At 68.0% G+C, this 24,602-nt stretch carries 22 protein-coding genes; 15 read left to right on the forward strand and 7 right to left on the reverse strand.

The window, feature by feature from the left end; all coding sequences use genetic code 11:
• The first annotated feature begins 41 nt into the window (after positions 1-41).
• From pnp to ACQGNW_RS01335, 13 genes are all read left to right on the forward strand, one after another.
• Positions 42-2,138, forward strand: a complete 2,097-nt coding sequence (gene pnp, locus ACQGNW_RS01275; RefSeq protein ID WP_426661246.1) for a polyribonucleotide nucleotidyltransferase — start codon at positions 42-44, stop codon at positions 2,136-2,138.
• A 153-nt stretch (positions 2,139-2,291) separates the two neighbouring features.
• Positions 2,292-3,248: a glycosyltransferase family 2 protein gene (locus ACQGNW_RS01280; protein ID WP_426661247.1), complete on the forward strand. Its 957-nt coding sequence runs from the start codon at positions 2,292-2,294 to the stop codon at positions 3,246-3,248.
• Positions 3,245-4,858 carry a hypothetical protein gene (locus ACQGNW_RS01285; RefSeq protein ID WP_426661248.1) on the forward strand — a complete coding sequence of 538 codons (1,614 nt, stop codon included), beginning with the start codon at positions 3,245-3,247 and terminating at the stop codon, positions 4,856-4,858. The genes ACQGNW_RS01280 and ACQGNW_RS01285 overlap by 4 nt, the downstream gene beginning before the upstream one ends.
• A gap of 98 nt (positions 4,859-4,956) precedes the next feature.
• Positions 4,957-5,952 (forward strand): poly(R)-hydroxyalkanoic acid synthase subunit PhaE, encoded by a 996-nt coding sequence (locus ACQGNW_RS01290; RefSeq protein ID WP_426661249.1) that lies wholly within the window; start codon positions 4,957-4,959, stop codon positions 5,950-5,952.
• Between the two features lie 12 nt (positions 5,953-5,964).
• Entirely contained in the window at positions 5,965-7,032 is a 1,068-nt protein-coding gene (locus ACQGNW_RS01295) for a class III poly(R)-hydroxyalkanoic acid synthase subunit PhaC (protein ID WP_426661250.1), read from the forward strand.
• Between the two features lie 26 nt (positions 7,033-7,058).
• A complete protein-coding gene (locus ACQGNW_RS01300; protein WP_426661251.1) occupies positions 7,059-7,244 on the forward strand; it encodes a PspC domain-containing protein in 186 nt (61 codons plus the stop codon).
• Between the two features lie 31 nt (positions 7,245-7,275).
• On the forward strand, positions 7,276-8,289 hold the full coding sequence (gene mtnA / locus ACQGNW_RS01305) for an S-methyl-5-thioribose-1-phosphate isomerase (RefSeq protein ID WP_426661253.1): 1,014 nt from the start codon (positions 7,276-7,278) through the stop codon (positions 8,287-8,289).
• Complete coding sequence (locus ACQGNW_RS01310; protein ID WP_426661254.1) at positions 8,286-8,696, forward strand: GtrA family protein; 411 nt, start codon at positions 8,286-8,288, stop codon at positions 8,694-8,696. Before mtnA ends, ACQGNW_RS01310 begins: the two co-directional genes overlap by 4 nt.
• 140 nt (positions 8,697-8,836) lie before the next feature.
• Positions 8,837-11,446, forward strand: a complete 2,610-nt coding sequence (gene gyrA / locus ACQGNW_RS01315) for a DNA gyrase subunit A (RefSeq protein WP_426661255.1) — start codon at positions 8,837-8,839, stop codon at positions 11,444-11,446.
• 237 nt (positions 11,447-11,683) lie between these two features.
• Positions 11,684-12,682: a VirK/YbjX family protein gene (locus tag ACQGNW_RS01320; RefSeq protein WP_426661354.1), complete on the forward strand. Its 999-nt coding sequence runs from the start codon at positions 11,684-11,686 to the stop codon at positions 12,680-12,682.
• 48 nt (positions 12,683-12,730) lie between these two features.
• Positions 12,731-13,285 (forward strand): RNA polymerase sigma factor, encoded by a 555-nt coding sequence (locus ACQGNW_RS01325; protein WP_426661256.1) that lies wholly within the window; start codon positions 12,731-12,733, stop codon positions 13,283-13,285.
• Positions 13,285-14,304 carry a FecR family protein gene (locus ACQGNW_RS01330; protein ID WP_426661258.1) on the forward strand — a complete coding sequence of 340 codons (1,020 nt, stop codon included), beginning with the start codon at positions 13,285-13,287 and terminating at the stop codon, positions 14,302-14,304. Before ACQGNW_RS01325 ends, ACQGNW_RS01330 begins: the two co-directional genes overlap by 1 nt.
• A 113-nt stretch (positions 14,305-14,417) precedes the next feature.
• Positions 14,418-16,796 carry a TonB-dependent siderophore receptor gene (locus ACQGNW_RS01335; protein WP_426661259.1) on the forward strand — a complete coding sequence of 793 codons (2,379 nt, stop codon included), beginning with the start codon at positions 14,418-14,420 and terminating at the stop codon, positions 16,794-16,796.
• Positions 16,797-16,818: 22 nt separating this feature from the next.
• Here the strand turns inward: ACQGNW_RS01335 and ACQGNW_RS01340 are convergent, their stop codons facing one another.
• The gene (locus tag ACQGNW_RS01340) at positions 16,819-17,232 is read right to left on the reverse strand and encodes a DoxX family protein (RefSeq protein WP_426661260.1); all 414 of its coding nucleotides are present in this window, start codon (positions 17,230-17,232) and stop codon (positions 16,819-16,821) included.
• A gap of 111 nt (positions 17,233-17,343) precedes the next feature.
• Positions 17,344-17,829, reverse strand: a complete 486-nt coding sequence (locus ACQGNW_RS01345) for a peroxiredoxin (protein WP_426661261.1) — start codon at positions 17,827-17,829, stop codon at positions 17,344-17,346.
• A 176-nt stretch (positions 17,830-18,005) separates the two neighbouring features.
• Here ACQGNW_RS01345 and ACQGNW_RS01350 point away from each other — a divergent pair, with 176 nt between their 5' ends.
• Together ACQGNW_RS01350 and ACQGNW_RS01355 are read left to right on the forward strand one after the other, a co-directional pair.
• Positions 18,006-18,455 carry an Hsp20/alpha crystallin family protein gene (locus ACQGNW_RS01350; RefSeq protein ID WP_426661262.1) on the forward strand — a complete coding sequence of 150 codons (450 nt, stop codon included), beginning with the start codon at positions 18,006-18,008 and terminating at the stop codon, positions 18,453-18,455.
• A 93-nt stretch (positions 18,456-18,548) separates the two neighbouring features.
• Positions 18,549-19,454, forward strand: coding sequence for a DnaJ C-terminal domain-containing protein (locus tag ACQGNW_RS01355; RefSeq protein ID WP_426661263.1), 906 nt, complete (start codon positions 18,549-18,551; stop codon positions 19,452-19,454).
• 78 nt (positions 19,455-19,532) lie between these two features.
• On the opposite strand, the gene pilH is transcribed toward ACQGNW_RS01355, so the two are convergent.
• From pilH to odhB, 5 genes are all read right to left on the reverse strand, one after another.
• Positions 19,533-19,898, reverse strand: coding sequence for a twitching motility response regulator PilH (pilH, locus tag ACQGNW_RS01360; protein ID WP_426661264.1), 366 nt, complete (start codon positions 19,896-19,898; stop codon positions 19,533-19,535).
• Positions 19,899-19,968: 70 nt separating this feature from the next.
• The gene (locus tag ACQGNW_RS01365; RefSeq protein ID WP_426661265.1) at positions 19,969-20,964 is read right to left on the reverse strand and encodes an oxidoreductase; all 996 of its coding nucleotides are present in this window, start codon (positions 20,962-20,964) and stop codon (positions 19,969-19,971) included.
• 20 nt (positions 20,965-20,984) lie between these two features.
• The gene (locus ACQGNW_RS01370; RefSeq protein ID WP_426661266.1) at positions 20,985-21,581 is read right to left on the reverse strand and encodes an LOG family protein; all 597 of its coding nucleotides are present in this window, start codon (positions 21,579-21,581) and stop codon (positions 20,985-20,987) included.
• A 162-nt stretch (positions 21,582-21,743) separates the two neighbouring features.
• The gene (lpdA, locus tag ACQGNW_RS01375) at positions 21,744-23,168 is read right to left on the reverse strand and encodes a dihydrolipoyl dehydrogenase (RefSeq protein ID WP_426661267.1); all 1,425 of its coding nucleotides are present in this window, start codon (positions 23,166-23,168) and stop codon (positions 21,744-21,746) included.
• Positions 23,169-23,349: 181 nt separating this feature from the next.
• Positions 23,350-24,525, reverse strand: a complete 1,176-nt coding sequence (gene odhB / locus ACQGNW_RS01380) for a 2-oxoglutarate dehydrogenase complex dihydrolipoyllysine-residue succinyltransferase (protein WP_426661268.1) — start codon at positions 24,523-24,525, stop codon at positions 23,350-23,352.
• Positions 24,526-24,602 lie beyond the last annotated feature (77 nt).

A 24,602-nucleotide genomic window follows, 5' to 3' on the forward strand; every position in this document is an offset into this window, starting at 1 on the left:
CCATCCTTGGCCGCCCTCTTCAAAGAGGGCAGGAAATCAACATGGCGAAAGTAACCAAGTCATTCCAGTACGGTAATCACGAGGTCACGCTGGAGACGGGCGAAATCGCCCGCCAGGCGTCCGGTGCGGTGGTGGTCAGCATGGGCGGCACCGTGGTGCTGGTCACCGCGGTGGCGGCGGCCAAGGCGAAGGAAGGGCAGGACTTCTTCCCGCTCACCGTCGACTACGTCGAGAAGTTCTACTCCGCCGGCCGCATCCCCGGTGGCTTCTTCAAGCGCGAAGGCCGTCCGACCGAGAAGGAGACGCTGACCTCGCGCCTGATCGATCGTCCGGTGCGCCCGCTGTTCCCGGAAGACTTCAAGAACGAAGTCCAGGTCATCGCCCAGGTCATCTCGCTCAACCCCGAGATCGACGGCGACATCCCCGCGATGCTTGGCGCCTCCGCCGCGCTGAGCCTCGCCGGCATCCCGTTCAAGGGGCCGATCGGCGCCGCCCGCGTCGGCTACGCCAATGGCCAGTACCTGCTGAATCCGACCGCCGCCGAGCTGGCCGGCTCCAAGCTGGACCTGGTCGTCGCCGGTACCGCCGGCGCGGTGCTGATGGTGGAGTCCGAAGCCGAGCTGCTGTCCGAGGACGTGATGCTCGGCGCGGTGATGTACGGCCACCAGCAGATGCAGGTCGCGATCCGCGCGATCGCCGAGCTGGCCACCGAGGCCAGCCGCCCGTCGATGGACTGGCAGCCGCCGGCACGCAACGAGTCGCTGGTCGCCGCGGTCAAGGGCGCGGTCGGCGACAAGCTGGAGGCCGCCTTCCAGGTGCGCGACAAGCTGCAGCGCCGCGACGCGATCGCCGCGATCAAGGCCGACGTGCTGGAGTCGCTGAAGGCCGATGCCGAGGCGAAGGGCTGGGACAAGGCCGAGCTCGCCAAGGAATTCGCCGAGCTCGAGTACCGCACCCTGCGCGACAGCGTGCTGAAGACCAAGGTGCGCATCGACGGCCGCCAGCTCGACGACGTGCGTCCGATCACCGCCCGCGTCGGCGTGCTGCCGCGCACCCACGGCTCGGCGCTGTTCACGCGTGGCGAGACGCAGGCGCTGGTCGTCGTCACGCTGGGCACCACGCGCGACGCGCAGATCATCGACGCGCCGGCCGGCGAGTCGAAGGACGCGTTCCTGTTCCACTACAACTTCCCGCCGTTCTCGGTGGGCGAAGCCGGCCGCTTTGGCGCGCCGAAGCGCCGCGAGATCGGCCATGGCCGTCTCGCCAAGCGCGGCGTGCAGGCGGTGAAGCCGTCGATGGACGAGTTCCCCTACGTGCTGCGCGTGGTCTCGGAAATCACCGAATCCAACGGTTCGTCCTCGATGGCCTCGGTGTGCGGCTCCTCGCTGGCGATGATGGATGCGGGCGTGCCGCTGAAGGCGCCGGTGGCCGGCATCGCGATGGGCCTGGTGAAGGAGGGCGGCGACTTCGTCGTGCTGTCCGACATCCTGGGCGACGAGGATCACCTCGGCGACATGGACTTCAAGGTGGCCGGTTCGTCCGAGGGCATCAGCGCCCTGCAGATGGACATCAAGATCGACGGCATCACCGAGGAAATCATGCGGGTGGCGCTGGCCCAGGCCAAGCGCGGCCGCCTGCACATCCTCGGCGAGATGGCCAAGGCCATCAGCACCGCGCGCACCGAGATGAGCGAGTACGCGCCGCGCCTGATCACCATCAAGATCCATCCCGACAAGATCCGCGAGGTCATCGGCAAGGGCGGCGCCACCATCCGCTCGATCACCGAGGAGACCGGCGCCACCATCGACATCAACGACGACGGCACCGTGGTGATTGCCTCGGTGAACCGCGACGCGGGCGAGGCGGCGAAGAAGCGCATCGAGCAGATCGTCTCCGACGTCGAGCCGGGCCGCATCTACGAGGGCAAGGTCGCCAAGCTGATGGACTTCGGCGCGTTCGTCACGATCATGCCGGGCAAGGACGGTCTGGTGCACGTGTCGCAGATCTCCAACGAGCGCGTCGAGAAGGTCTCCGACAAGCTCAAGGAAGGCGACATCGTCAAGGTCAAGGTGCTGGAAGTGGACAAGCAGGGCCGCATCCGCCTGTCCATGAAGGCGGTGGCCGAGGGCGAAGGCTGAGCCGCACCGCAGCATTGTGTATCCGTTAGTCTGCGACGCCCGGCATCGAAAGATGCCGGGCGTCGTCGTATGCGGCGACGACAAGCTTGCAGCTGATCGTGCAGCCGATGCTTTGCTAGAATCGCCGCCCGACCGCACCGATCAGGGATTCCGATGCCAGCCAGCAGGACGCCACGCGTGGCCGTGCTGATCCCATGTTTCAACGAGGCCGTCGCCATTGGCAAGGTGGTGTGGGATTTCGCCGGGAGCCTGCCGCAGGCCCGCATTGTCGTATACGACAACAACTCGACCGACGACACGGCGGCGGTGGCGCGTGCGGCAGGCGCCGAGGTGCGTTTCGAGCGTCTGCGGGGCAAGGGTAACGTGGTGCGGCGGATGTTCGCCGATGTGGACGCCGACGTCTATGTGATGGTGGATGGTGACGCCACGTACGATGCCGGCGATGCTCCGGAGATGATCCGCCGCCTGCTCGACGGACATCTCGACCTGGTGGTCGGCAGCCGCGTCACTGGACAGCAGCAGGCCTATCGCTCCGGGCACCGGCTCGGCAATCGCATGCTGACCGGCCTCGCCGGCTGGATTTTCGGGCGCAGCTTCACCGACATGCTGTCGGGTTACCGCGTGATGTCGCGCCGCTATGTGAAGTCGTTCCCGGCCCACGCCCAGGCATTCGAAATTGAGACCGAGCTGGCGGTGCATGCGCTCGAACTGCGCATGCCGGTGGCGGAAATGCCCAGCCGCTATTGCGCGCGCCCGGAGGGTTCGCACAGCAAGCTCAACACCTGGCGCGATGGCTGGCGCATCCTGCTGGCGATCGTCGGGCTGGCCAAGAACGGCAAGCCGCTGGCGTTCTTCTCGCTGGCGTGCGCCATGTGCCTGCTGCTGGCGGTGGTGCTTGCATGGCCGCTCCTGGAGACCTATCTGGCGACGGGCCTGGTGCCGCGTTTTCCGACGGCGATCCTGTGCGCCTCGCTGGGTCTGCTGGGCGGCGTGTTCCTGGTTTGCGGGCTGGTGCTTGACACGGTGACGCTGGGCCGGCGCGAGCAGAAATACCTGGCCTATCTGCGTCAGCCCGCCCCCGATAGCCAGTCTGCAAACGGCCACTCATGATGCCGGTACGCGGCTTGCGAGGCGTTGTAGATCGCTACGGGTTGCCGATCTGCCTGCTGCTCGGCGTGCTTGGCTCGGTGTTGCAGAAGCAGGACGCAAGCTGGGACCTGAGGAATTACCACCTGTACAACGCCTGGGCCATGCTGCACGGACGGCAGTCGCTCGATCTGGTAGCCGCCGGCATGCAGAGCTTCTTCAATCCGCTGCTCGACTTGCCCTACTACCTGCTGGGCACCGGCCCACTTGAACACATGCCGCGCGTGCTCGCCGGCTTGCAGGGGCTATGGTACGGCGGCCTTGTTTTCGTGTTGCTGCGGATCGCTGCGAGGCTTGCCGATTTGCAAGGGCGGGTGTTCGACGCGAGCGACCTGTTCGCTGTCCTGATCGGCGCGACGGGCACCATGGCGGTATCACAGTTGGGTATGAGTTCGAACGAGATGCCGCTGGCCCTGCTGGTGCTGCTGGCCATCTGCCTGTTGCTTCCGATATGCGTGAGCGAGCCGACGGCGCGATCGGGTCGGCGTGTGTTGCTGGCCGGCCTGCTATGCGGCCTAGCGGCAGGCCTGAAACCAACGGCCATCGTCTATCCGCCGGCCATGATGTGCGCCTTGCTGGCGGCATCTGGGTGGCGCCACAGGGCCTGGCGTCTGGGCCTGTTGTTCGCCGGTGCTGCACTGGGCGGATTCCTTGTCGCCTACGGCTGGTGGGGCTGGGCGCTCTATCGCCTCACGGGGAATCCGGTGTTTCCGATGTTCAACCAGGTCTTCCGTTCGGGCTGGGTGCCGACTGTCAGTGGAACCGATGGCCAGTTCTTGCCACGCAGCATCGGGCAGTGGTTGTTCTATCCGTTCTACTGGGTGCGCGAAAACCAGAGGGTGGTCACCGAGGTCAGCTTTGCAGATCCCCGCTATGCCTTGGGTATGCTTGCTTTGCTTGGACTCGCATTATCCGCTTGGTTTCGGCGCCGGCAGCCACCGCGGGGCAGGGAGGCGATGCGCCTGTTGGCGGTGTTCGTGGCGTTGGCCTATGTGGCGTGGCTGGCGCTGTTTTCTATCCTGCGGTATGCCATTCCGATCGAGGCGTTGACCGGATTGCTGGCGCTGGCGGCGTTGCGGGCATTGTCATGGCGTGCGCATGGGGGCGGTGCGTGGCGTCCCTGGTTGGCGTGGTGCATGGCGGGTCTGTTCCTGCTGTCGGCCGGTTGCAGTCGCTATCCGAACTGGGGGCATGTCAGGTATGCCGGTGCAGTTTTCGACGTGCGTGCCCCGGCAGTCGAACCCGGCAGCCTGGTGCTGGTAATGGGGCAGCCGTTGGCCTACGTCGTTCCTTTCATCGGGAACGCGCAATCCAGCCGTTTTGTCGGGCTGACCTGGTTCAACCAGAAGGCTGCGGACGAACGGCTCGGCGTGTTTACCCGCGAGCGGCTGCATGACCACATCGGCCCGGTCTATGCCTTGTTGAACGGACATGCCGCGGCGAGTTTGCCGGTCTTGCGGCAGTGGCTGCCCGGGGCGCAGCTTGCCGGAAAATGCGAAGCGATATCGAGCGCCATGGAGCGCTATCCGCGCGACGGCATCGGTGTGCAGCTGTGCAGGGTTTCGCGCCGCTGATTACGGTTGCGTGACGCCACGCCTCGAGACGTGGATGCCGACACGAGAAGATTCGCCAGACGCGCTAGGATAGCGAGGGCGGCAAACGAGGAAGCGCGATGAGCGGACAGGCAGGCGATTTCATCAAGGACTGGCAGGTGCTTGCGCAGCAATCCTGGGATGCGTGGCTGCGCCAGTTGCAGCCGCCACCCGCCGCCGCGCCGCCGCCCGCAGGCAGCGAGTCGCTGGAGCGCACGCTGGCCGGGCTCAAGGGCTGTTTCGACTGGATGCAGGGCGTGGCGGCGGCCGGTGCCAGCCAGCCCGGCGCGGACTGGCAGACGCTGCTGCGTGCCTGGGCGGGTTCCGGCAATCAGCCGTTTACCCAGGCCTTCAATGGCATCGACAACGCCGCCGCACAGGGCTTCGTGCAGCAGTGGCAGGCCTGGCTGCAGTCGGTGCAGGCCGGCGGTTTTGCCATGCCGGGCGCGGTGAACGGCCCGGTGCCGGCGTTCGGCCTGCATCGCGAGCAGTTGATGAAGCAGCAGGAGCTGGCCGCAGCGATCCAGGCGGCGGTGGAAGCGAACGCGCGCTACCAGGAGCTGATCCAGCGCGCGAACGCACAAGGCCTGGAGCGCCTGCAGGCGCGGCTCGTGCAACGCGACCCGGCCAGTCCGCCGGTCGAATCGCTGAAGGCGCTGTACGACCTGTGGGTCGACGCCGCCGAGGATGCCTACGCCGAGATCGCGCTGTCCGACGAGTTTCGCTCGGTCTACGGCGAGATGGTCAACACGCAGATGCGCGTGCGCCAGCTGCAGCAGCACCAGACCGGTCAACTGTGCCGCGAACTGGGCCTGCCCACCCGCGAGGAGGTCTCGTCGCTGGGGCAGCGACTGCAGCAGCTGCGCCGCGACGTGCGCAAGCAGGGTGCGGGAGAGGCGGGCGCGGAGATCCTCGCGCTGCGCCGCGAGGTGGCGGCATTGAAGCGCGAACTGGCCGCGCTGTCCGCCCCGCCGGCATCGAAGCCCACGCCGGCGACCAGACGCGCCGCGACTCCCGCGAAGGCGCCTGCGCGGGGCAAGCCGGCTTCATCCGCCACCAGCCCGCGCAAGCGCTGACAGGGAGCGCCCATGGATACCCCGCTTCACCTCGACCCGACCCGGCTGATGCAGGAGATCGGAGCGTTCCAGCGCAAGCTCAGCGCCGGCATGGGCCAGCTGCGCGGCATGCGCGAGCCAAGCTATGCCAACACGCCGCGTGAGTTGGTGTACGCCGAGGACAAGCTGAAGCTGTGGCACATGCAGGGCGACCGCGCACCCACCGCGAAGACGCCCACGTTGATCGTCTACGCGCTGGTCAACACGGTATGGATGACTGACCTGCAGCCCGATCGCTCGCTGGTGCGCAACTTGCTGGCGCAGGGCGAGGATGTCTATCTGATCGACTGGGGCTACCCCGACGGCGCCGACCGCTGGCTGACGCTGGACGACTACCTCAACGGCTACCTCGACCGCTGCGTGGACGCGGTGCGCCAGCGCCACGGGCTGGATGTGATCAACCTGCTCGGCATCTGCCAGGGCGGCGCGTTCTCGCTGTGCTACGCGGCGATGCATCCGGACAAGGTGAAGAACCTCGTCACCATGGTCACGCCGGTGGACTTCCAGACGCCGGACAACATGCTGTCGCACTGGTGCCGCGAACTGGACGTGGACCTGTTTGTCGACACCCTTGGCAACGTGCCGGCGATGCTGATGAACTGGGTCTACCTCACGCTGAAGCCGGTGCGGCTGAACCAGCAGAAATACGTGGGCCTGGTGGACATCCTCGACAATCCGGCGGAGCTGGAGAACTTCCTGCGCATGGAGCGCTGGATCTTCGACTCGCCCGACCAGGCCGGCGAGACCTTCCGCCAGTTCGTCAAGGACTTCTACCAGGGCAACAAGCTGGTGAAGGGCGGCCTGGTCATCGGCGGCCACGAGGTCGATCTCGACATGGTCGTCCAGCCGGTGCTGAACATTTACGCGGAGCAGGACCATCTGGTGCCGCCGGACGCCTCGCGCGCGCTGCGTCGGCGCGCCGGCAGTACCGACTACACCGAGCTCGCGTTCAAGGGCGGCCACATCGGCATCTACGTCTCCGGCCGCGCGCAGCGCGAAGTGCCGCCGGCGATCCACCAGTGGCTGCGTGCGCGCGACTGATCCCCCAACCCGCAGGATTCACGAGCATGGAAAAACGTCTCTGCCGTTCCCGCCAGAACCGCACGCTGGCCGGCGTCTGCGGCGGCATCGCCGAATACCTGGGCTGGGACCCGACCCTGGTACGGGTGGCCTGGATCATCCTCACCCTGCTGGGCGGTTCGGGCATCCTGATCTATTTGATCCTGTGGCTGGTGATGCCGGAATCGCCCTGATCTCCCTCCGTTTCACGACACGAACATTCCGATGGATTACGACCGTTACGACCGCGTCCGCGCCGTGCAATGGCGCGGCGCCTACCTGCACTTGCTCGACCAGCGCCTGCTGCCGCAGGAGGAACGCTGGATCGAGTGCCGCGACGCCGCCGAGGTGACGCAGGCGATCCGGGATCTCGCCGTGCGCGGCGCGCCGGCCATCGGCATCGCTGCCGCGTGGGGCGTGGTGCTGGCCGCGCGGCAGGGTGCGACGCTGGATGAAGCTCTGGCGATGCTGCGCGCGGCGCGCCCCACCGCCGTGAACCTGATGTGGGCGCTGGACCGCATGAAGGCACGCATCGCTGCGGGTGCCGATGCCCAGGCGCTGGAACACGAGGCGCAGGCGATCCAGGACGAGGATCTGGCCGCCAACCGCCGCATGGGCGAACTGGGAGCCGCGTTGATCGCCCCGGGTTCCGGCGTGCTCACCCATTGCAACACCGGCTCGCTGGCCACGGCGGGTTTCGGCACTGCGCTGGGCGTGATCCGCGCCGGCGTGGCGCAGGGGCGCGTCGCGCGCGTGTTCGCGGGCGAGACGCGGCCGTGGCAGCAGGGCGCGCGGCTCACCATGTACGAGCTGGTACGCGACGGCATTCCCGCAAAGTTGATCGCCGACTCCGCGGCGGCGCACCTGATGAAGTCCGGTGCGGTGCAGTGGGTGATCGTCGGCGCCGACCGCATTGCCGCGAACGGCGACACCGCGAACAAGATCGGCACCTACCAGCTGGCGATTGCCGCGAAGCATCACGGCGTGAAGTTCATGGTGGTGGCGCCGTCCTCCACGGTGGACATGGCCACCGTTTCCGGCGACGACATCGAGATCGAACTGCGCGATCCCGCGGAGCTGCTGGCCATCGGTGGCCGGCGGGTGGTGGTCGAGGGCGCCGAGGCCTGGAACCCGGTGTTCGACGTGACGCCGGCCAGCCTGATCGACGCCATCGTCACCGAGCGCGGCGTGATCGAGCGGCTGGACGCGGCGTCGATGCGCGCGGTCTTCGACCGGTGAAGCTGCGCCGCGAGATCGCACTGTTCGCGGTGGGCGGTGCGATCGGCTTCGTGGTGGATGCCGGGGTGGTGCAGGCCCTGGTTTCGCTGGCGGACTGGAATCCGTACCTGGCCCGCGTGCTGTCCTTCCTCTGCGCCGCCAGCGTCACATGGTGGTGGAATCGCCGACACACCTTTGCCCATCGCCGCAGCGGTCGCTCGGCAGGATCGGAATGGCTGCATTGGATGGGCCTGATGGGGTTTGGCGCGCTGGTGAATTACGGCATATACGTGGTGGCGCTGCTGGAGTTTCCGCTGACGCACCGCTGGCCGGCGCTGGCTGTGGCCGCGGGTTCGGCGGTCGCTTCGGCGGCGAACTTCGCGAGCGCGCGCGCGATGCTTTTCCGTCACCCCGAAAGTCACATGTAAGTTGTTGATTATCAAGGCGCAAAGACTGTCAATTTGGCGCCGTTCGTGGTAGTCTTCCTCGGCTGTCTTCCACAGGTCTGCACGCGGGTGCGCGCACCCGCGCAAGACAGCCTTTCATCCATTTCCAGGGAAGCCGATTGATGGCAGAACTCGCCAAAGAAGTCATCCGCGTCAACATCGAAGACGAGATGCGCCAGAGCTATCTCGACTACGCGATGAGCGTGATCGTGGGCCGCGCGCTGCCGGACGTGCGCGACGGCCTGAAGCCGGTGCATCGCCGCGTGTTGTTCGCGATGAACGAGCTGGGCAACGCCTGGAACAAGCCCTACAAGAAGTCGGCCCGCGTGGTCGGCGACGTGATCGGTAAATACCACCCGCACGGCGACGCCTCGGTCTACGACGCCATCGTGCGCATGGCGCAGCCGTTCTCGCTGCGCTACATGCTGGTGGACGGCCAGGGCAACTTCGGTTCGGTCGACGGCGACAACGCGGCGGCGATGCGTTACACCGAGGTGCGCATGGCGCGCCTCACTCACGAGCTGCTCGCCGACATCGACAAGGAAACCGTCGACTTCGGCCCGAACTACGACGAGAGTGAGCACGAGCCACTGGTGCTGCCCACCCGCGTGCCGAACCTGCTGGTGAACGGCTCGGCGGGCATCGCCGTGGGCATGGCCACCAACGTGCCGCCGCACAACTTGAACGAAGTCATCGCCGCGACCATCGCGCTGATCGACGAGCCAGCGCTCTCGGTCGACGAGCTGATGCATCACATCCCCGGCCCGGACTTCCCCACCGCCGGCATCATCAACGGCTCCTCCGGCATCGTCGAGGCATACCGCACGGGCCGCGGCCGCATCCTGGTCCGCGCCAAGACCGAGATCGAGACCGAGAGCAACGGCCGCGAGACCATCCTCGTCCACGAGCTGCCCTACCAGGTGAACAAGGCGCGGCTGATCGAGAAGATCGCCGAGCTGGTCAAGGAAAAGAAGCTCGAAGGCATCAGCGAGCTGCGCGACGAGTCCGACAAGGACGGCATGCGCATCGTCATCGAGGTCCGCAAGGACGCGATGGCCGACGTGGTGCTGAACAACCTGTTCCAGCAGACCCAGCTGCAGGTGACCTTCGGCATCAACATGGTGGCGTTGCTGGACGGCCAGCCGCGGCTGCTGAACCTCAAGGACATCCTCGAGGCGTTCATCCGCCATCGCCGCGAAGTGGTGACCCGCCGCACCATCTTCGAACTGCGCAAGGCCCGCGCCCGCGCCCACATCCTGGAAGGCCTCACCGTCGCGCTCGCCAACATCGACGAGATGATCGAGCTGATCAAGACCTCGGCCTCGCCGGCCGAGGCGCGCGAACGCATGCTGGCACGCAAGTGGCAGCCCGGCATGGTGGGCGCGCTGCTCGCCGCCGCCGGCGCCGAGGCTTCGCGGCCGGAGGACATGGATCCACGCGACGGCCTCAAGCCCGCGGGCTACCAGCTCTCCGAGGTGCAGGCGCAGGAAATCCTCGCGATGCGCCTGCACCGCCTCACCGGCCTGGAGCAGGAGAAGCTCTCCGACGAGTACCGCGAGATCCTCGAAACCATCCGCGGCCTGATCGAGATCCTGGAAAACCCCGAGCGCCTGCTCGCGGTGATCCGCGAGGAGCTCGAGACGGTCAAGAACGAATTCGGCGACGCCCGCCGCACCGAGATCCAGCATTCGCAGGAAGACCTGAACGTCCTCGACCTGATCGCGCCGGAGGACATGGTGGTGACGCTGTCGCATACCGGCTACATCAAGCGCCAGCCGGCCAGCGCCTACCGTGCCCAGCGCCGCGGCGGCAAGGGCCGCTCGGCCTCGGCGCTGAAGGACGAGGACGTGGTCGAGCAGTTGTGGGTGGTGAACACCCACGACACCCTGCTCACCTTCACCTCGACCGGGCGCGTGTACTGGCTCAAGGTCTACCAGATGCCGGAGGCCGGCCCTGGCGCGCGCGGCAAGCCGATCATCAACCTGCTGCCGCTGGCCGCGGGTGAGAAGGTGCAGGCGGTGCTGCCGGTGCGCGAATACGCGGAGGATCGCTACGTGTTCTTCGCCACCCGGCATGGCACGGTGAAGAAGACCCCGCTCACCGAGTTCGCGTTCCAGCTGCAGAAGGGCAAGCAGGCGATCAAGCTGGACGAGGGCGACGCGCTGGTCAACGTGGAGCTCACCGACGGCAACAGCGACATCCTGCTGTTCGCCTCCAACGGCAAGACGGTGCGCTTCGACGAGAACACCGTGCGCTCGATGGGCCGCACCGCCACCGGCGTGCGCGGCATGCGCCTGGCGGAGGGCGAGGAAGTGGTGTCGCTGATCGTGGCGGCCGAGGGCGACATCCTCACCGCCACCGCCCGCGGCTACGGCAAGCGCACGGCGTTGGACGAGTTCCCGAAGAAGGGCCGCGGCACCCAGGGCGTGATCGGCATCCAGTGCTCCGAACGCAACGGCGCGCTGGTCGCCGCGGTGCAGGTGAGCGAGAAGCACGAGCTGATGCTGATCTCCGGCCAGGGCACCCTGGTGCGCACCCGTGTGGCGGAAGTCTCGCAGCTCGGCCGCAACACCCAGGGCGTCACCCTGATCCGCCTGCCGGCCGAGGAATCGCTGGTCAGCGTGGTGAGGCTGGAGGCCGACGAGGACAATGGCGAGGAAGCCGGACCGACGGCCGGCGACCTGCCGCCCGAAGGTGGCGCAGAGGCGGGAGCAGGCACGCACGAAACCTGATTCCAGTCCGGCAAGTCGTGCGCAAAGAGCCCCGGCCGGTCCGGGGCTCTTTGCGTTTGGGGAATGCGGCCATGGATGGCCACATGTCTGTCTCTCGCGATCAGGGACCAGCGCAAGGATCGAGGGACCTGCACCGCGGCGGCGCCATTTCAAATTTTTGCGCTGCAAACGTCTTGCTGGCGACGTGATTGCCGCGAGTCGACGACCTTGAACGAAATGGATTCTTCCGTGCGCCGGATGGTGGATGCCGCGCTACTGGGCGGCCGCCCGGCGCCGCGGCGCGCGGTCGGCCACGCGCCGGCCGGCGGCTGGCACGGCGCCGGGATGGCCTGCTTCCTGCGATCGCTGCGCGGCCGTTTCGACTGGCGTGGCGATGCGGCCAAGCGCATGCTGACGGCGGCCAAGTACATCGCCCGCAGCCTGCTGATGTTCCGCGAGCATGCGGATTTCCTCTCCCATGTCGAAAGCGAACCGGCGCTGCAGGCGTTCCGGCGACGCGATCCGCGCATGCAGGAACGCCACCTGCATCGCTACCTCAACCTGGGATGGAGCCGCCGGCGGCGCCTGCGCGCGATCCGCCAGCACTACCGCCACCTGCTCGCGGCGATGCCGGCAGCGCTGTTCCACGCGGTCTATGCGGAAGGCGGTGCCCCGCTGGGCCTGCTGTCGCTGAAGGACGGCAGTCGGCTGATCCTCAGCCTGCAGCCACCGATCTTCCTCGGCTGCGAAGGCGAGCTCGGAATCCAGCTCGGCGACGAACTCGGCAACCCGCTGTACCGCATCGTGGTCACCGTGATCGACGAACGCACACTGGCGATCGGCTGCATCCAGGGTCCGGTCGGCGCCACCGCTCGCGAAGCGGTGCGCCAGCTCACGCGCCAGCTGCACGGCCTGCGCCCGAAATGCCTGATGCTGGCGCTGGCCTGCGTGCTGGCACGGCATTGGGGCCTCGCGCGGGTGCTGGCGGTCGGCAATGCGGCCCACCCGCTGCGCAACGCGCGCCGACGCTTCGTGGCGGATTACGATGCGTTCTGGCAGGAGCAGCAGGGCAGGGACGTCGGCGGCGGCTGGTACGAGTTGCCGCTGCGGCCGCAACGCCGGACCGAAGTGGAAGTGCCCAGCCAGCACCGCTCCGCGTTCCGCAAGCGCGAAGCCTTGCGCGAGGAAGCCGAACGCCTGCTGGTCGAGGCGCTGTGCGTGGAGGCGGAACGCCACGTGCTGTGCGCGGCGGCCTGAAACACCGAACTCCCGTCGCCCGCCCCAGGAAATCGGCGCAATAGCCACATGAAGCAACCGGACACCCTGACCGACGCCGCGATACCGCACGGGCACGTGGCCAGCGTGGCGGCGCTGTTCCGCGAACACAACCGCGCGCTGCTGGCGTTCCTGCAATGCCGGCTCGGTTCGCTCGCCGACGCGCAGGAGCTGGCGCAGGAAGCCTACGTGCGCATGCTCACGCTGGAACATCCCGAACAGATCGATTCGCTGCGCGCCTTCCTGTTCCGCGTCGCGACGAACCTGGCGATCGACCGGCTGCGCATGCGCAAGCTGCGCGAGGCGACGGCCGCCGACGAGGCGGTGGAGCCGGCACCCGAGCTGCACCTGGCGCCGGTACCCGAGCGCCACGCGGCGGCGGCCGAGCAGTGGCGCGAGCTGCAAGAGGCGCTGCGCGAGTTGCCGGCCAAGACCAGTCGCGCCTTCGTGCTGCACGCGATCGAGGGGCGCGATTTCGAGTCGATCGCGCAGAGCATGAATCTCAGCGCGCGCATGGTGCGCTACCACGTTACCCGTGCGCTGGCGCATTGCCGTGTACGGGTCGAAGAACGGGAGATGCCGTGATGGCCAACACCCCCCAACATCCCGACGAACAGTTGCTGCTGGCCGCCGCCGATTGGTGGGCGCGCCTGCGCGATCCGCATGGCGCCGAGGCCGTCCTCGAGCAGTGGCTGGAGTGGACGGCGCAAGACGAGCGCCATCTTGCGGCCTTCGAGTACGTCAGCGCATTCGGCGAGCGGCTGGGCGTGCTGGACGCCGCTGCGCGCCGCCGGCTGCTGGACGAGTTCGCCCCGTCCGCCGTGCCGCGCCGCCGCTGGTTGCCGTTCGCTGTGGCGGCAGCCGTGGCGGTACTGGCGGTCGGTATGGGATTCCTGTTGTGGGACCGCGTCGCCGGCGATGCGGAGGCACCCGTAGTCTATGCCAGCGCGACCGGACAGGACCGCGACATCGTGCTGGCCGACGGCAGCAAGGTGGCGCTGGGCGGTGCCAGCCGACTCAGCGTGCGTTTCGATCGCGGCGGGCGCAAGGTGGCGCTGGAGGCGGGCGAGGCGTATTTCCAGGTAGTGCACGACGCGCGGCGTCCCTTCGAGGTTGCCGCTGGCGACGTCACGGTGCGCGATATCGGCACCGCGTTCGACGTGCGCCGCACCGGAGGCGAGGTGGTCGTGGCGATCACGCGGGGCGAGGTGCGGGTCGCCGCGCCGGGTGGCGCGGCGGCGCCGGCCCGCGTGCTCGATGCCGGGGCGGATCAGCGCGTGGCCTGGAACCCGGTCGCGCGCACCCTGAGCCTGGGCACGGTCACGCCGGAGCAGGCGGTCGGCTGGCGCAGCCACCGGCTGGAATTCGTCGACGAACCGCTGGCGGTGGTGATCGCCAACGTCAATCGCTACAGCCGCCGAGCGGTGCGGCTGGACGGCAGCAGCCTGGCCGGGCTCAGCTTCACCGGCACGGTGCGCACCGACGAGATCGACGGCTGGCTGCGCGCCTTGCCGCAGGTCTTCCCGCTGCAGGTGCGGGAAGACGGGCACGCGGTGACGCTTTCCGCGAATTCCGCGAACGGACCGGTACCGTCGCGGCGCTGACTCGGCCGACTGCCGCCCCGCCCGGCGTTCCGGTCGGGCGTGGCAAAAATCCCGCTGCGTAGCCGTGCGGCGCATGCCACACTTGTCGCTTTCGCCAGGGACAAGCGGATGCCATGAGCCGGTTCGGCCTGCTGCCAGCCTATGCGTGCCTGCTGGCCGCGCTCGGTGCCGCGGCGGTGCCTGGCCATGCCGCCGGCGCGGCCGCGCTGCGTTTCGCGATACCGCCGCAAGCGCTGTCCACCGCACTGATCGCGTTCGGCCGGCAGGCTAACCTGCAGGTGCTTACTGCCGGCGGCGAGGTCGACGCCCTGCGTTCCCGCGGGGCGAGCGGCGACTTCACCGCGGCGGCCGCGCTCGAACGTCTGCTGCAGGGCACGGGGCTGGGTTACCGGTTCGTCGATACCGGTACGGTGGTGGTGATACCGCTGCTTGCCGGCGCACCGGACAGCAGGCACGCCGCGGCACGTGCCGACGTCCGGCAACTGGCGCCGGTGGTGACCACCGGTGTCGTCGACACCGGCGGCTACATGGCCGATGTCGGCAGCGGCACGCGCGTCGACACCGACCTGCTCGAGCTGCCGGCCTCGGCGGGGGAGGTGACGCACGAGCTGCTGGATTCGCAGCAGGCCCGCGACGTGGCCGATGCGGTGCGCAACGTGGCCGGTGTGCAGTACCTGGACGGCGCGGACGCACTGCCGGTGTTCCTGGTACGCGGCTTCCAGGTCGGCAACGGCATGATCGACGGCCTGCCGAACAGCATCGTGTCCTACGGCGACTTCCCGCCGTTGATCGGCATCGAACGCGTGGAAGTGCTGAAAGGGCCCCAGGCGATCGTCGGCGACGCCTCGGTCAACAACAATTTCGGCGGCCTGATCAATCTCGTGACGAAGCAGCCGACGGCCGTGCCCGTGCACCGACTCGAATTCGCGCTGGGCCGGCACGGTGACCGCCAGCTGGGACTCGACCTCGGCGGCACGCTGGGCAGGAGCGGGCACTGGACGTATCGCCTGATTGCCTCGGGCGGATACGCCACCCGTACCCGCCAGGGGCGGCGCGGTCCGCGCCGCGGCTACCTCGCGCCGTCGCTCGGCTGGCGCGACGAGGCGAGCCGGCTGGTGGTGTCCGTGCAGCGCCTCGTGCGGCGCGAGCCGATTCCCGATCACGCGGTGATGCTCGGCGCCAGCCTGTCCAGCGCGACACCACCAGGCCTGATGACCGGCAACCCGGATGACCACTCGCTGTTCCGCACCACGCGTCTGTCGTACACGTTCGCGCACCGCTTCGGCACGGCCTGGACGTTCCGCAGCCGCGGCCAGTACGTGTGGCAGGACTCCGCGGTGCGGGAGTGGAGCCTGGGCAGTCTCTCCCCGAACGGCGATGCGGTTCCGCTCGCCGAGCAGTTCCGCTACCGCGATGCGTTCTACACCGTGCAGAACGACGTGGTGGGGCGCTTCGGCGGCGATGCGGTCCGCCATGTGCTGGTCGCGGGACTCGACTACTCGCGGGCATTGTCCGGCGGCGTCGACGACGTGTTCGGTTTCCTGCCGCAGTCCAGCTACAACCTGCATGCCGGTCCGCCGCTGCCGCCGGTGTCGTCGGTGACCGGCGCGGATACGCGCGTCGGCCTGCACCTGCCCGGCGGCCCGTGGTCGACCGACCACGCGTTGTTCCTGCAGGACCAGATCGCGCTGGGCGGACGCTGGGACGCGCTGCTGGCCCTGCGGCGCACCACCTACGAACTTGCCACCGTGGACGCCGACGGCAACACGCGGACCGCGCACAAGTCGCAATGGGTGCCGAATGCCGGGTTGCTGTACCGGCTCACGCCGGCGTTGTCGCTGTACGCCAGCGCCACCAGCGGTTTCCAGGCCGACGAGGTGCTGGGCAAGGACGGCCAGCCGTTGCTGCCTTCGCGTTCGCGCCAGCTGGAGGCCGGGGCGAAGCTGATGCTGTTCGACCAGCACGCCATGCTCACCGTGGCGGCCTACCGCATCATGCTCGATCACAGCACGGACCTCAGCTCGCCCAGACCGCCGTACTACGGCGTTCCCGGTCCGGGACAGAGCAATCGCGGGATCGAACTGGAATTCAACGGCAGGCCCGCGCCGGGGTTGGACCTGAGCGCCGCCTATACGGACGCGATGGTGCGCAACCACGACGGCTCGTTGCCTACCGGCACGCCGCGGCAGCGCTTCAACCTGTGGGCCAGCTACCGGCTCCGGCGCGGGGTGCTGCGCGGTTGGGGCATCGCCGCCGGCGTGCTGGCGCGCAGCGCCAGCCGCGGCCAGCTGTCGGACGGCTCGGCGTACTTCGCGATACCGGGACAGGCCCGCGTGGACGCGAACCTGTCCTGGCGAGGCGTGCGCTGGAGCGCGACGCTGGGCGTGCGCAACCTGTTCGACCGCGATCTGCACGATGCCGACTTCGACGAGACCTTCGTGCCGCTGCATCGCGGCCGCAGCGTGCTGCTGAGCGGCATCCGGGATTTCTGAGCGTCCCGCGGCACCGCCGCGCCTAGCGGCGATCGACCGAATACCGGCCCGGTCCGGTGAGGCACAGCAGCAACAGGCCGCCGATGATCGAGAGGTTCTTGTAGAAGTTGATCATGTTGGCCATGTGCTCGGCGCCCGCCATCGTCCAGTAGTGGTGCCCGATCAGCGCGGTTCCCAGCGTGTACAGCGCCAGCAGCAGCGCCAGTGGCCGCGTCCAGAAACCGAACGCGATCGCCAGGCCCACGAAGAACTCCATCGCGATGACCACGACCGCGGCCAGTACGGGCAGCGGCAATCCCTCGGCTGCCATGTAGGCGCTGGTGCCGGCGTAGTCGGTAAGTTTTTCCCAGCCGAACAGCACGAACAGCAACACCAGCAGGATGCGGGCCACGAGCAGCAGCGTGTCCCGCTGGCTTTCGAACAGGGCGTAGCGCATGGCGATTCCCCTCGGGTGACGGAAGGCGCGGCCGGCCCGCGCGGACCACGATCCGCCCGGCATCGGCAGGGCGGACTATATCGCGTGCGCTGGTCCGTCGCCCGGACCGGCTCAGTCCCCGAGCGCCGCCAGCATCGCCTCCGCCCCGGAGACGCGGAACTCGCCAGGTGCTTCCACGTGCAGCTGGCGCACCACGCCATCCTCCGCATACAGCGCGAAGCGGCGTGCACGCAGGCCCATGCCGTAGGCGCTGCCGTCCCGCTCCAGGCCAAGCGCGCGGGTGAAGTCGGCGTTGCCGTCGGCGAGCAGCAGCAGGCCAGGCGGCACGTGCTGCGCGGAAGCCCAGGCCTGCATCACGTAGGCATCGTTGACGGCGAGGCAATACACCGCGATACCGCGTGCGCGGAAAGCCTCGTGATGCTGCACGTAGCCCGGCAGGTGCTTTTCCGAACAAGTCGGGGTGAACGCACCGGGCACGGCGAACAGCACGGCCTTGCGGTCGGCAAACAGCGCCCCGGTGCGGGCGGGCTCGATGCGGCCGTCGACGATGGCCTTGATCTCGATGTCGGGCAACGACTGGCCGATCTGGATGCTCATAAGTCCGGTCTGGCGATGGGGGCCGTCCATCCTAGCGCTTGCGCCGGGAGCGGGGCGAGGCGTTTGCCGGCGATCGCCCGGGACGGGCTTCCAAGGGGGCTTGAATCATGTTAGGCGACACCCATTTTCCAGCGATGCGGCGATGGTGCCGCGGTTCAATGCAGAGGAGAATCGAGATGAACATCACCCGTCATGTGGCGTGGGGCATGCCCCGTGATGTGCAGGCGTTTCGCCAGGCCTTCGAGCGGTTCCTCGGTCAGGAGGAAAACGACCAGTCGAACGTGGTGACCAGCCAGTGGGCGCCACAGGTGGACATCAAGGAGGAGGACAGGCGCTTCGTGATCTATGCGGACATCCCCGGCGTCGACCCCGCCTCCATCGAGGTGAGCATGGACAAGGGCATTCTTTCCATCAAGGGCGAGCGCACCGTGGAAAGCAGCGAGCAGCCCGGCCAGTTCACCCGCCAGGAGCGGCTGCACGGCCTGTTCCATCGCCGCTTCGGCCTGCCGGACAGCGCCGACGCGGACGGCATCACCGCCACAGGTCGGCATGGCGTGCTGGAAATCTCCATTCCGAAGAAGCCGGAGACCACGCCTCGACGCATCAACATCGAAACGGGTCACTGAGCAGGCTCCGGCGATTGCGAAAGCGGCCCGCGGCGGAGATGATCCGTCGTGGGCCGTTTCATGATTGACGACCCGAATGGCTTGGAGCCGGCGGTGGAATTCAAAGACTATTACGAGATCCTGGGCGTGAAACCCGAGGCCAGCGAGGCGGAGATCAAGACCGCCTATCGCAAGCTGGCGCGCAAGTACCATCCGGACAAGAACAAGGAGGCTGGCGCCGAGGAGAAGTTCAAGGCCGTCAACGAGGCGCAGGAGGTGCTGCTGGACGCCGAGAAGCGCCGCGCCTACGACCAGCTGCGTGCCGGCGGCTATCGCGGCGGCGAGCAGTTCCGGCCGCCGCCGGGCTGGGGCCAGGGGCAAGGCCAGTCCTTCGATTTCGGCGGCGACGGCGACTTCAGCGATTTCTTCGAGAGCCTGTTCGGCCGGGCTGCCGGCGGCCACAGCCAGCGCGGCCAGCCCCGCGCGCGGCGCGGGCAGGACGTGCAGGCCAGGGTGGAGATCGACCTGCAGACCGCGTTCGACGGCGGCCGCACCCGCCTGTCCCTGCACGGCGGTCGCGGCGAGGAGCGTGTGCTGGAGGTGAAGATCCCCGCCGGCATCCAGCCGGGGCAGGTGATCCGCCTGGCGGGGCAGGGCCATCCCGGTGCCCACGGCGGCCCGAGTGGCGACCTGTTGCTGGAAGTGGGCATCCGCGACGACGCCCGTTTCAAGCTCGACGGTCACAACGTGCTGCACGTGCTGCCGATCAGCCCGTGGGAGGCGGCGCTGGGCGCCACGGTGCCGGTGCCGACCCTGGCCGGCACGGTGGACCTGCGCATTCCGGCGGGATCGCAGTCGGGACGCAAGCTGCGCCTGAAGGGGCGCGGCATGCCGGGCGCGCATCCGGGAGACCAGCTGGTGGAGCTGTCGATCCGCGTGCCCGTGGCCGCCAGCGACGCGCAGAAGGCGGCCTACGAGGCGCTGCGTGCGCAGTTCGCGGACTACGATCCGCGCGCCTGACCGCGGTTGCCGGCGGCGGCCCGAAAACCAGAACGGCGCCGCGAGGCGCCGTTCTCCATCGGCCCGCAGGGAACCGGCTCAGGCCGGCAGCAGTTCCTTCAGCGTGGCCATCAGTTCTTCTTCCTTGATCGGCTTGGTGACGTAGGCGCGCGCACCCTGGCGCATGCCCCACACCTTGTCGGTTTCCTGGTCCTTGGTGGTCACCAGCACCACCGGGATGTGCGCCGTGGCGGCGTCCTTGCTGATCGTGCGGGTGGCCTGGAAACCATTGAGGTTCGGCATCACCACGTCCATCAGGATCAGGTCGGGGATCTCGCGCCTGGCCACCTCGACGCCGGCGGCACCGTCCTCGGCAGTGAGGGTTTCGTGGCCGAGCTTCTCGACAATGCGCTTCAGGCCCAGGAGCTGCGACGGCGAATCGTCGACGATCAGGATGCGTGCCATAAGGTGGGTGTCCCCTTGTTGTTTCGGTGGATTCTATGCCGGTGACGCGGTGCTTCCAAGCCGCGCCACGTCAGTGACCGGCGACGCGCACCACGGTACGGCCGAAGGAATCGCCGGCCAGCATGCGTGCAAACACCCCGGGCAGCTCGTCCAGCGTCGCCTCGCGGGTGGCGATGCGCTCCAGGTGGCGCGGCTTCCAGTCGCCGGCCAGGTGCTGCCAGACGCGCTCGCGCATGGCGCGGGCCGTGCCGGCCGAGGCCACGCCCAGCAGGTTCACGCCGCGGATGATGAAGGGCATCACCGTGCTGTCGAACGCGATGCCGCCCGCGTTGCCGCAGATCGCCACGTTGCCGTAGGGCGCGATCAGCGGCAGCAGGCCGGCGAGCATCGCGCCGCCCACGTTGTCCAGCGCACCGCCGAAACGGGCCGAATCCATCGGCTTGCCGCTGAAGGCCAGCTGGTGACGGTCGATGCATTCGACCGCGCCCAGCGAGCGCAGGAAGTCGAAATGGTCGGCCTTGCCGCTGATCGCGTGCACCTGGTAGCCGGCGCGGCTGAAGATGTCGATGGCAAGCTGTCCCACGCCGCCGCTGGCGCCGGTCACGGCGATCGGACCCAGTGCGGGCGTCTGGCCGTTGTCCAGCATGTGCACCAGTGCCAGCGCGGCGGTGAAGCCGGCGGTACCCAGGATCATGCTCTCGCGCAGGTCGAGGCCGGCAGGCAGCGGGATCGTCCAGCGCGCGTCCAGCCGCGCGTATTCCGCATAGCCGCCGTCGCGCGTCTCGGACAGGCCGCTGCCGGTACAGAGCACCGCGTCGCCTTCCTTGAACTTCGGATCGGTGGAGGCGACCACGTGGCCCGCGACATCGATGCCGCCGTTGAGCGGGTACTGGCGCAGGATCCTGCCCTTGCCGGTGCCGGCCAGCGCGTCCTTGTAGTTGACCGAGGAGTACGCGACCTTGACCAATACTTCGCCGGGCGTCAGTGCGTCGGTGGGCATCTGCTCGATGCCGGCGCGGTAGCCCGCGTCGTCGTTGTGGATGCGGAAGGCGCGGAACATGGTCATGGGGACTCCTCGCGGCCGGTTCAGGCGTGGACGCTGTCGCGGTCGATCCACTTGGGCTGGTAGCTGCCCTCGTAAGCCTGCATCCAGTCGAACAGCGCGTCGATCTCCTCGCCGAACCAGACGCTGGCGCGCTGTTCGGGGCGCACGAAACGCTCGTCGACCATGTGGTCCATCATCACGCGCAGGTCGCGGTAGTAGCCGCGCACGTCGAGGAAGGCGCAAGGGTAGCGGTGCAGGCCGAGCTGCGCCCAGGTCAGCATCTCGAACATCTCGTCCATCGTGCCGAAGCCCCCGGGCAGCGCGACGAAGGCGTCGGACAGCTCGAACATGCGCGTCTTGCGCTGGTGCATGGTGTCGACCACCACCAGTTCGCCAAGGCCGGTGTGCGCCACCTCACGCTCCACCAGCTGGCGCGGGATCACGCCGGTGACCTTGCCGCCGCCCGCCAGCACCGCATCGGCGACGATGCCCATCAGCCCCACGTTGCCGCCGCCGTAGACCAGCGCGATGCCTCGGCTGGCCATCTCGGCGCCGAAGGCGCGCGCCTGTTCGGCGTATTCGGGATGCTTGCCGGCGCTGGAGCCGCAGTAGACGCAGAGGGCGGTAGGTTGGGGCATGGCGGAGGCTTGATCGGTTGCTGGGTCGAAAGCGTACTGTACCGATTTGTCGTTTTCGGTTTCACCGAAAGCGACGCGGCCCGCCCATGTCGCCAGGAGCGGGCCGCGTGGATTCCGGATCAATGCACGTCCATGTGCGCTCCGGATGAGCGCATCATGCGCTCAATTGCCCTTGTGGATGGCGCGCTTGTCCACCGAGAGGGCGGCTTCATGCACGGCTTCCGACAGCGTCGGGTGGGCGTGGACGATGCGGGCGAGATCCTCGGACGAACCCTTGAACTCCATCGCCACCACGCACTCGGCGATCAGCTCGGACACGCCTGGGCCGACCATGTGCACGCCGAGGATGCGGTCGGTCTCGGCGTGGGCGAGCATCTTCACCTGACCCACGGCCTCGTTCATCGCGACGGCGCGACCGATGGCGGCGAACGGGAAGGTGCCCACCCTGTACGGCACGCCCTCGTCCTTGAGCTGCTTCTCGGTCTTGCCGGCCCAGGCGATCTCCGGCTCGGTGTAGATCACCCACGGGATGGTGTCGAAGTTGACGTGGCCGGCCTTGCCGGCGATCCACTCGGCCACCGCCACGCCTTCCTCGGAGCCCTTGTGCGCCAGCATCGGGCCGCGCACGGCGTCGCCGATGGCCCACACGCCGTCGACGCCGGTGTGGCAGTGCTCGTCCACCACGATGCGGCCGCGCTCGTCCAGCTTCACACCGGTGTCGTCGGCCAGCAGGCCGGCGGTGTAGGCGCGGCGGCCCACGGCCACCAGCAGCTTGTCGACTACCAGCTCGTGGGCGCCGTCCTTGTCCTCGTAGGTGAGGTGGACTTCGTTCTTCTTCACCTCGGCCTTGGTCAGCTTGGCGCCGAGCTTGATGGCCAGCCCCTGCTTCTCGAATTCCTTCTTGGCGACCTTGGCCACGTCGGCATCGGCCACCGAGAGGAAGTCGGGCAGCGCCTCGAGGATGGTGACCTCGGCACCCATGCGCTTCCACACGCTGCCGAGTTCCAGGCCGATCACGCCGGCGCCGATCACGCCCAGGCGCTTCGGCACCTCGGCGAAGTCCAGCGCGCCGGCGTTGTCGACGATCATCTTGCCGTCGAACTTGGCGAACGGCAGCTCGATCGGCACCGAACCGGAAGCGAGGATCACGTTGGTGGCGCTGATGGTCTGCTTGCCGCCATCGGGTGCGGTGATCTCGACCTCGTTGCCCTTCAGCAGCTTGCCGGTGCCGAAGTACGGGGTGACCTTGTTGGCCTTGAACAGCTGGCCGATGCCGCCGGTGAACTGCTTGACGATCTTGTCCTTGCGGCCGATGAAGGTAGCCATGTCGACCTTGGCGCCTTCCACGCTGATGCCGTGCACCGGCAGGTTGTGCGCGATGTTCCAGTACTGGCGCGAGGAGTCCAGCAGCGCCTTGGACGGGATGCAGCCCACGTTGAGGCAGGTGCCGCCCAGCGCCTGCTTGCCATCCTTGCCGGTGAAGGCGTCCACGCAGGCGGTCTTCAGGCCCAGCTGCGCGGCGCGGATCGCGCCGACGTAGCCGGCGGGGCCGGCGCCGATGAAGATGACGTCGAATTTGTCGCTCATGTCGTTTCTCGCTTTGTCCCTCTCCCGTCGGGAGAGGGTGCCCAAAGGGGCGGGTGAGGGTATGTGCGGAGCGAGGCGTTGCGGCGGTGCCGGACCCTCACCCCAACCCCTCTTCCTCGCTCTTCAAAGCAGGGCCATCCATGGCCCTTCTTCGCGTCCGGTGGGAGAGGGGCTCGAGGACTCAGATACCCAACAACATCTTGTGCGGGTTCTCAAGCTGGTTCTTGATGTCGACCAGGAACAGCACCGCGTCCTTGCCGTCGATGATGCGGTGGTCGTAGCTGATCGCGATGTACATCATCGGTGCGGCGATCACCTGGCCGTTCTCGACCACGGCGCGTTCCTTGATCGTGTGCATGCCGAGGATGGCGCTCTGCGGCGGGTTCACGATGGGCGTGGAGAGCAGCGAGCCGAAGGTGCCGCCGTTGGTGATGGTGAAGGTGCCGCCCTGCAGGTCTTCCAGGGTGAGCTTGCCGTCGCGCGCCTTCTTGGCGTAGTCGGCGATCGCCTTCTCGATGTCGGCGAAGCTCATGTTCTCGGCGTTGCGCAGCACCGGGGTCACCAGGCCCTTGTCGGTGGACACCGCGATCGAGACGTCCTGGTAACCGTGGTAGATGATGTCGTTGCCGTCCACCGAGGCGTTGACGATCGGGTGGCGCTTCAGCGCCTCGACCGTGGCCTTGACGAAGAAGCTCATGAAACCGAGCTTGACGCCGTGCTCCTTCTGGAACTGCTCGCCGAGGTCCTTGCGCATCTTGCTGACCGCCGCCAGGTTCACCTCGTTGAAGGAGGTGAGCATGGCGATCGAGTTCTTCGACTGCATCAGGCGCTCGGCGATCTTCGCGCGCATGCGGGTCATCGGCACGCGCTCTTCCGGACGCGCGCCCGGGGTCGGGGCCGCGGCCGGCGCGGCGGGAGCCGCAGCCGGACGCGAACCGGCGGCGACCACGTCCTCCTTGATGATGCGGCCGTCGCGGCCGGTGCCGACGATGGCGGAGGTGTCGACCTTGTTCTCGGTGGCGACGCGCTGCGCGGCGGGCGACAGCTCGGCGGCAGACTTCGGCGCGGCCGGGGCGGGCGCCGGGGCGGCGGCAGCCGGTGCTGGCGCGGCGGCCACGGCGCCTTCCTCGATGATCGCGATCACCTGCTGGCTGTTCACCGTGGCGCCGGTGTCCTGCCTGATCTCCTTGATCACGCCGTCGACCGGGGCGGGAACTTCCAGCACCACCTTGTCGGTTTCCAGGTCGACCAGGTTCTCGTCGCGCTTCACCGCATCGCCGGCCTTCTTGTGCCAGGTGGCGATGGTGGCGTCGGAGACCGACTCGGGCAGGACGGGGACTTTGACTTCGATGGACATGACGGGCCCTTGGGTTGGTGCGCTCGCCCTGGAGCGCAAGAATTCGGAAGCGGCCATCCCTGGCCACGCAATGCTTT

Source organism: Rhodanobacter aciditrophus, assembly GCF_050026795.1.
In the GTDB taxonomy this organism is placed as follows: Bacteria; Pseudomonadota; Gammaproteobacteria; order Xanthomonadales; family Rhodanobacteraceae; genus Rhodanobacter_A.

What these genes read in the sequence shown, in the direction of transcription:
- pnp (WP_426661246.1), top strand. Translation starts at nt 42, where the DNA reads ATGGCGAAAGTAACCAAGTCATTCCAGTACGGTAATCACGAGGTCACG.
- ACQGNW_RS01280 (WP_426661247.1), top strand. Translation starts at nt 2,292, where the DNA reads ATGCCAGCCAGCAGGACGCCACGCGTGGCCGTGCTGATCCCATGTTTC.
- ACQGNW_RS01285 (WP_426661248.1), top strand. Translation starts at nt 3,245, where the DNA reads ATGATGCCGGTACGCGGCTTGCGAGGCGTTGTAGATCGCTACGGGTTG.
- ACQGNW_RS01290 (WP_426661249.1), top strand. Translation starts at nt 4,957, where the DNA reads ATGAGCGGACAGGCAGGCGATTTCATCAAGGACTGGCAGGTGCTTGCG.
- ACQGNW_RS01295 (WP_426661250.1), top strand. Translation starts at nt 5,965, where the DNA reads ATGGATACCCCGCTTCACCTCGACCCGACCCGGCTGATGCAGGAGATC.
- ACQGNW_RS01300 (WP_426661251.1), top strand. Translation starts at nt 7,059, where the DNA reads ATGGAAAAACGTCTCTGCCGTTCCCGCCAGAACCGCACGCTGGCCGGC.
- mtnA (WP_426661253.1), top strand. Translation starts at nt 7,276, where the DNA reads ATGGATTACGACCGTTACGACCGCGTCCGCGCCGTGCAATGGCGCGGC.
- gyrA (WP_426661255.1), top strand. Translation starts at nt 8,837, where the DNA reads ATGGCAGAACTCGCCAAAGAAGTCATCCGCGTCAACATCGAAGACGAG.
- ACQGNW_RS01320 (WP_426661354.1), top strand. Translation starts at nt 11,684, where the DNA reads ATGGTGGATGCCGCGCTACTGGGCGGCCGCCCGGCGCCGCGGCGCGCG.
- ACQGNW_RS01325 (WP_426661256.1), top strand. Translation starts at nt 12,731, where the DNA reads ATGAAGCAACCGGACACCCTGACCGACGCCGCGATACCGCACGGGCAC.
- ACQGNW_RS01330 (WP_426661258.1), top strand. Translation starts at nt 13,285, where the DNA reads ATGGCCAACACCCCCCAACATCCCGACGAACAGTTGCTGCTGGCCGCC.
- ACQGNW_RS01335 (WP_426661259.1), top strand. Translation starts at nt 14,418, where the DNA reads ATGAGCCGGTTCGGCCTGCTGCCAGCCTATGCGTGCCTGCTGGCCGCG.
- ACQGNW_RS01340 (WP_426661260.1), bottom strand. Translation starts at nt 17,232, where the DNA reads ATGCGCTACGCCCTGTTCGAAAGCCAGCGGGACACGCTGCTGCTCGTG.
- ACQGNW_RS01345 (WP_426661261.1), bottom strand. Translation starts at nt 17,829, where the DNA reads ATGAGCATCCAGATCGGCCAGTCGTTGCCCGACATCGAGATCAAGGCC.
- ACQGNW_RS01350 (WP_426661262.1), top strand. Translation starts at nt 18,006, where the DNA reads ATGAACATCACCCGTCATGTGGCGTGGGGCATGCCCCGTGATGTGCAG.
- pilH (WP_426661264.1), bottom strand. Translation starts at nt 19,898, where the DNA reads ATGGCACGCATCCTGATCGTCGACGATTCGCCGTCGCAGCTCCTGGGC.
- ACQGNW_RS01365 (WP_426661265.1), bottom strand. Translation starts at nt 20,964, where the DNA reads ATGACCATGTTCCGCGCCTTCCGCATCCACAACGACGACGCGGGCTAC.
- ACQGNW_RS01370 (WP_426661266.1), bottom strand. Translation starts at nt 21,581, where the DNA reads ATGCCCCAACCTACCGCCCTCTGCGTCTACTGCGGCTCCAGCGCCGGC.
- lpdA (WP_426661267.1), bottom strand. Translation starts at nt 23,168, where the DNA reads ATGAGCGACAAATTCGACGTCATCTTCATCGGCGCCGGCCCCGCCGGC.
- odhB (WP_426661268.1), bottom strand. Translation starts at nt 24,525, where the DNA reads ATGTCCATCGAAGTCAAAGTCCCCGTCCTGCCCGAGTCGGTCTCCGAC.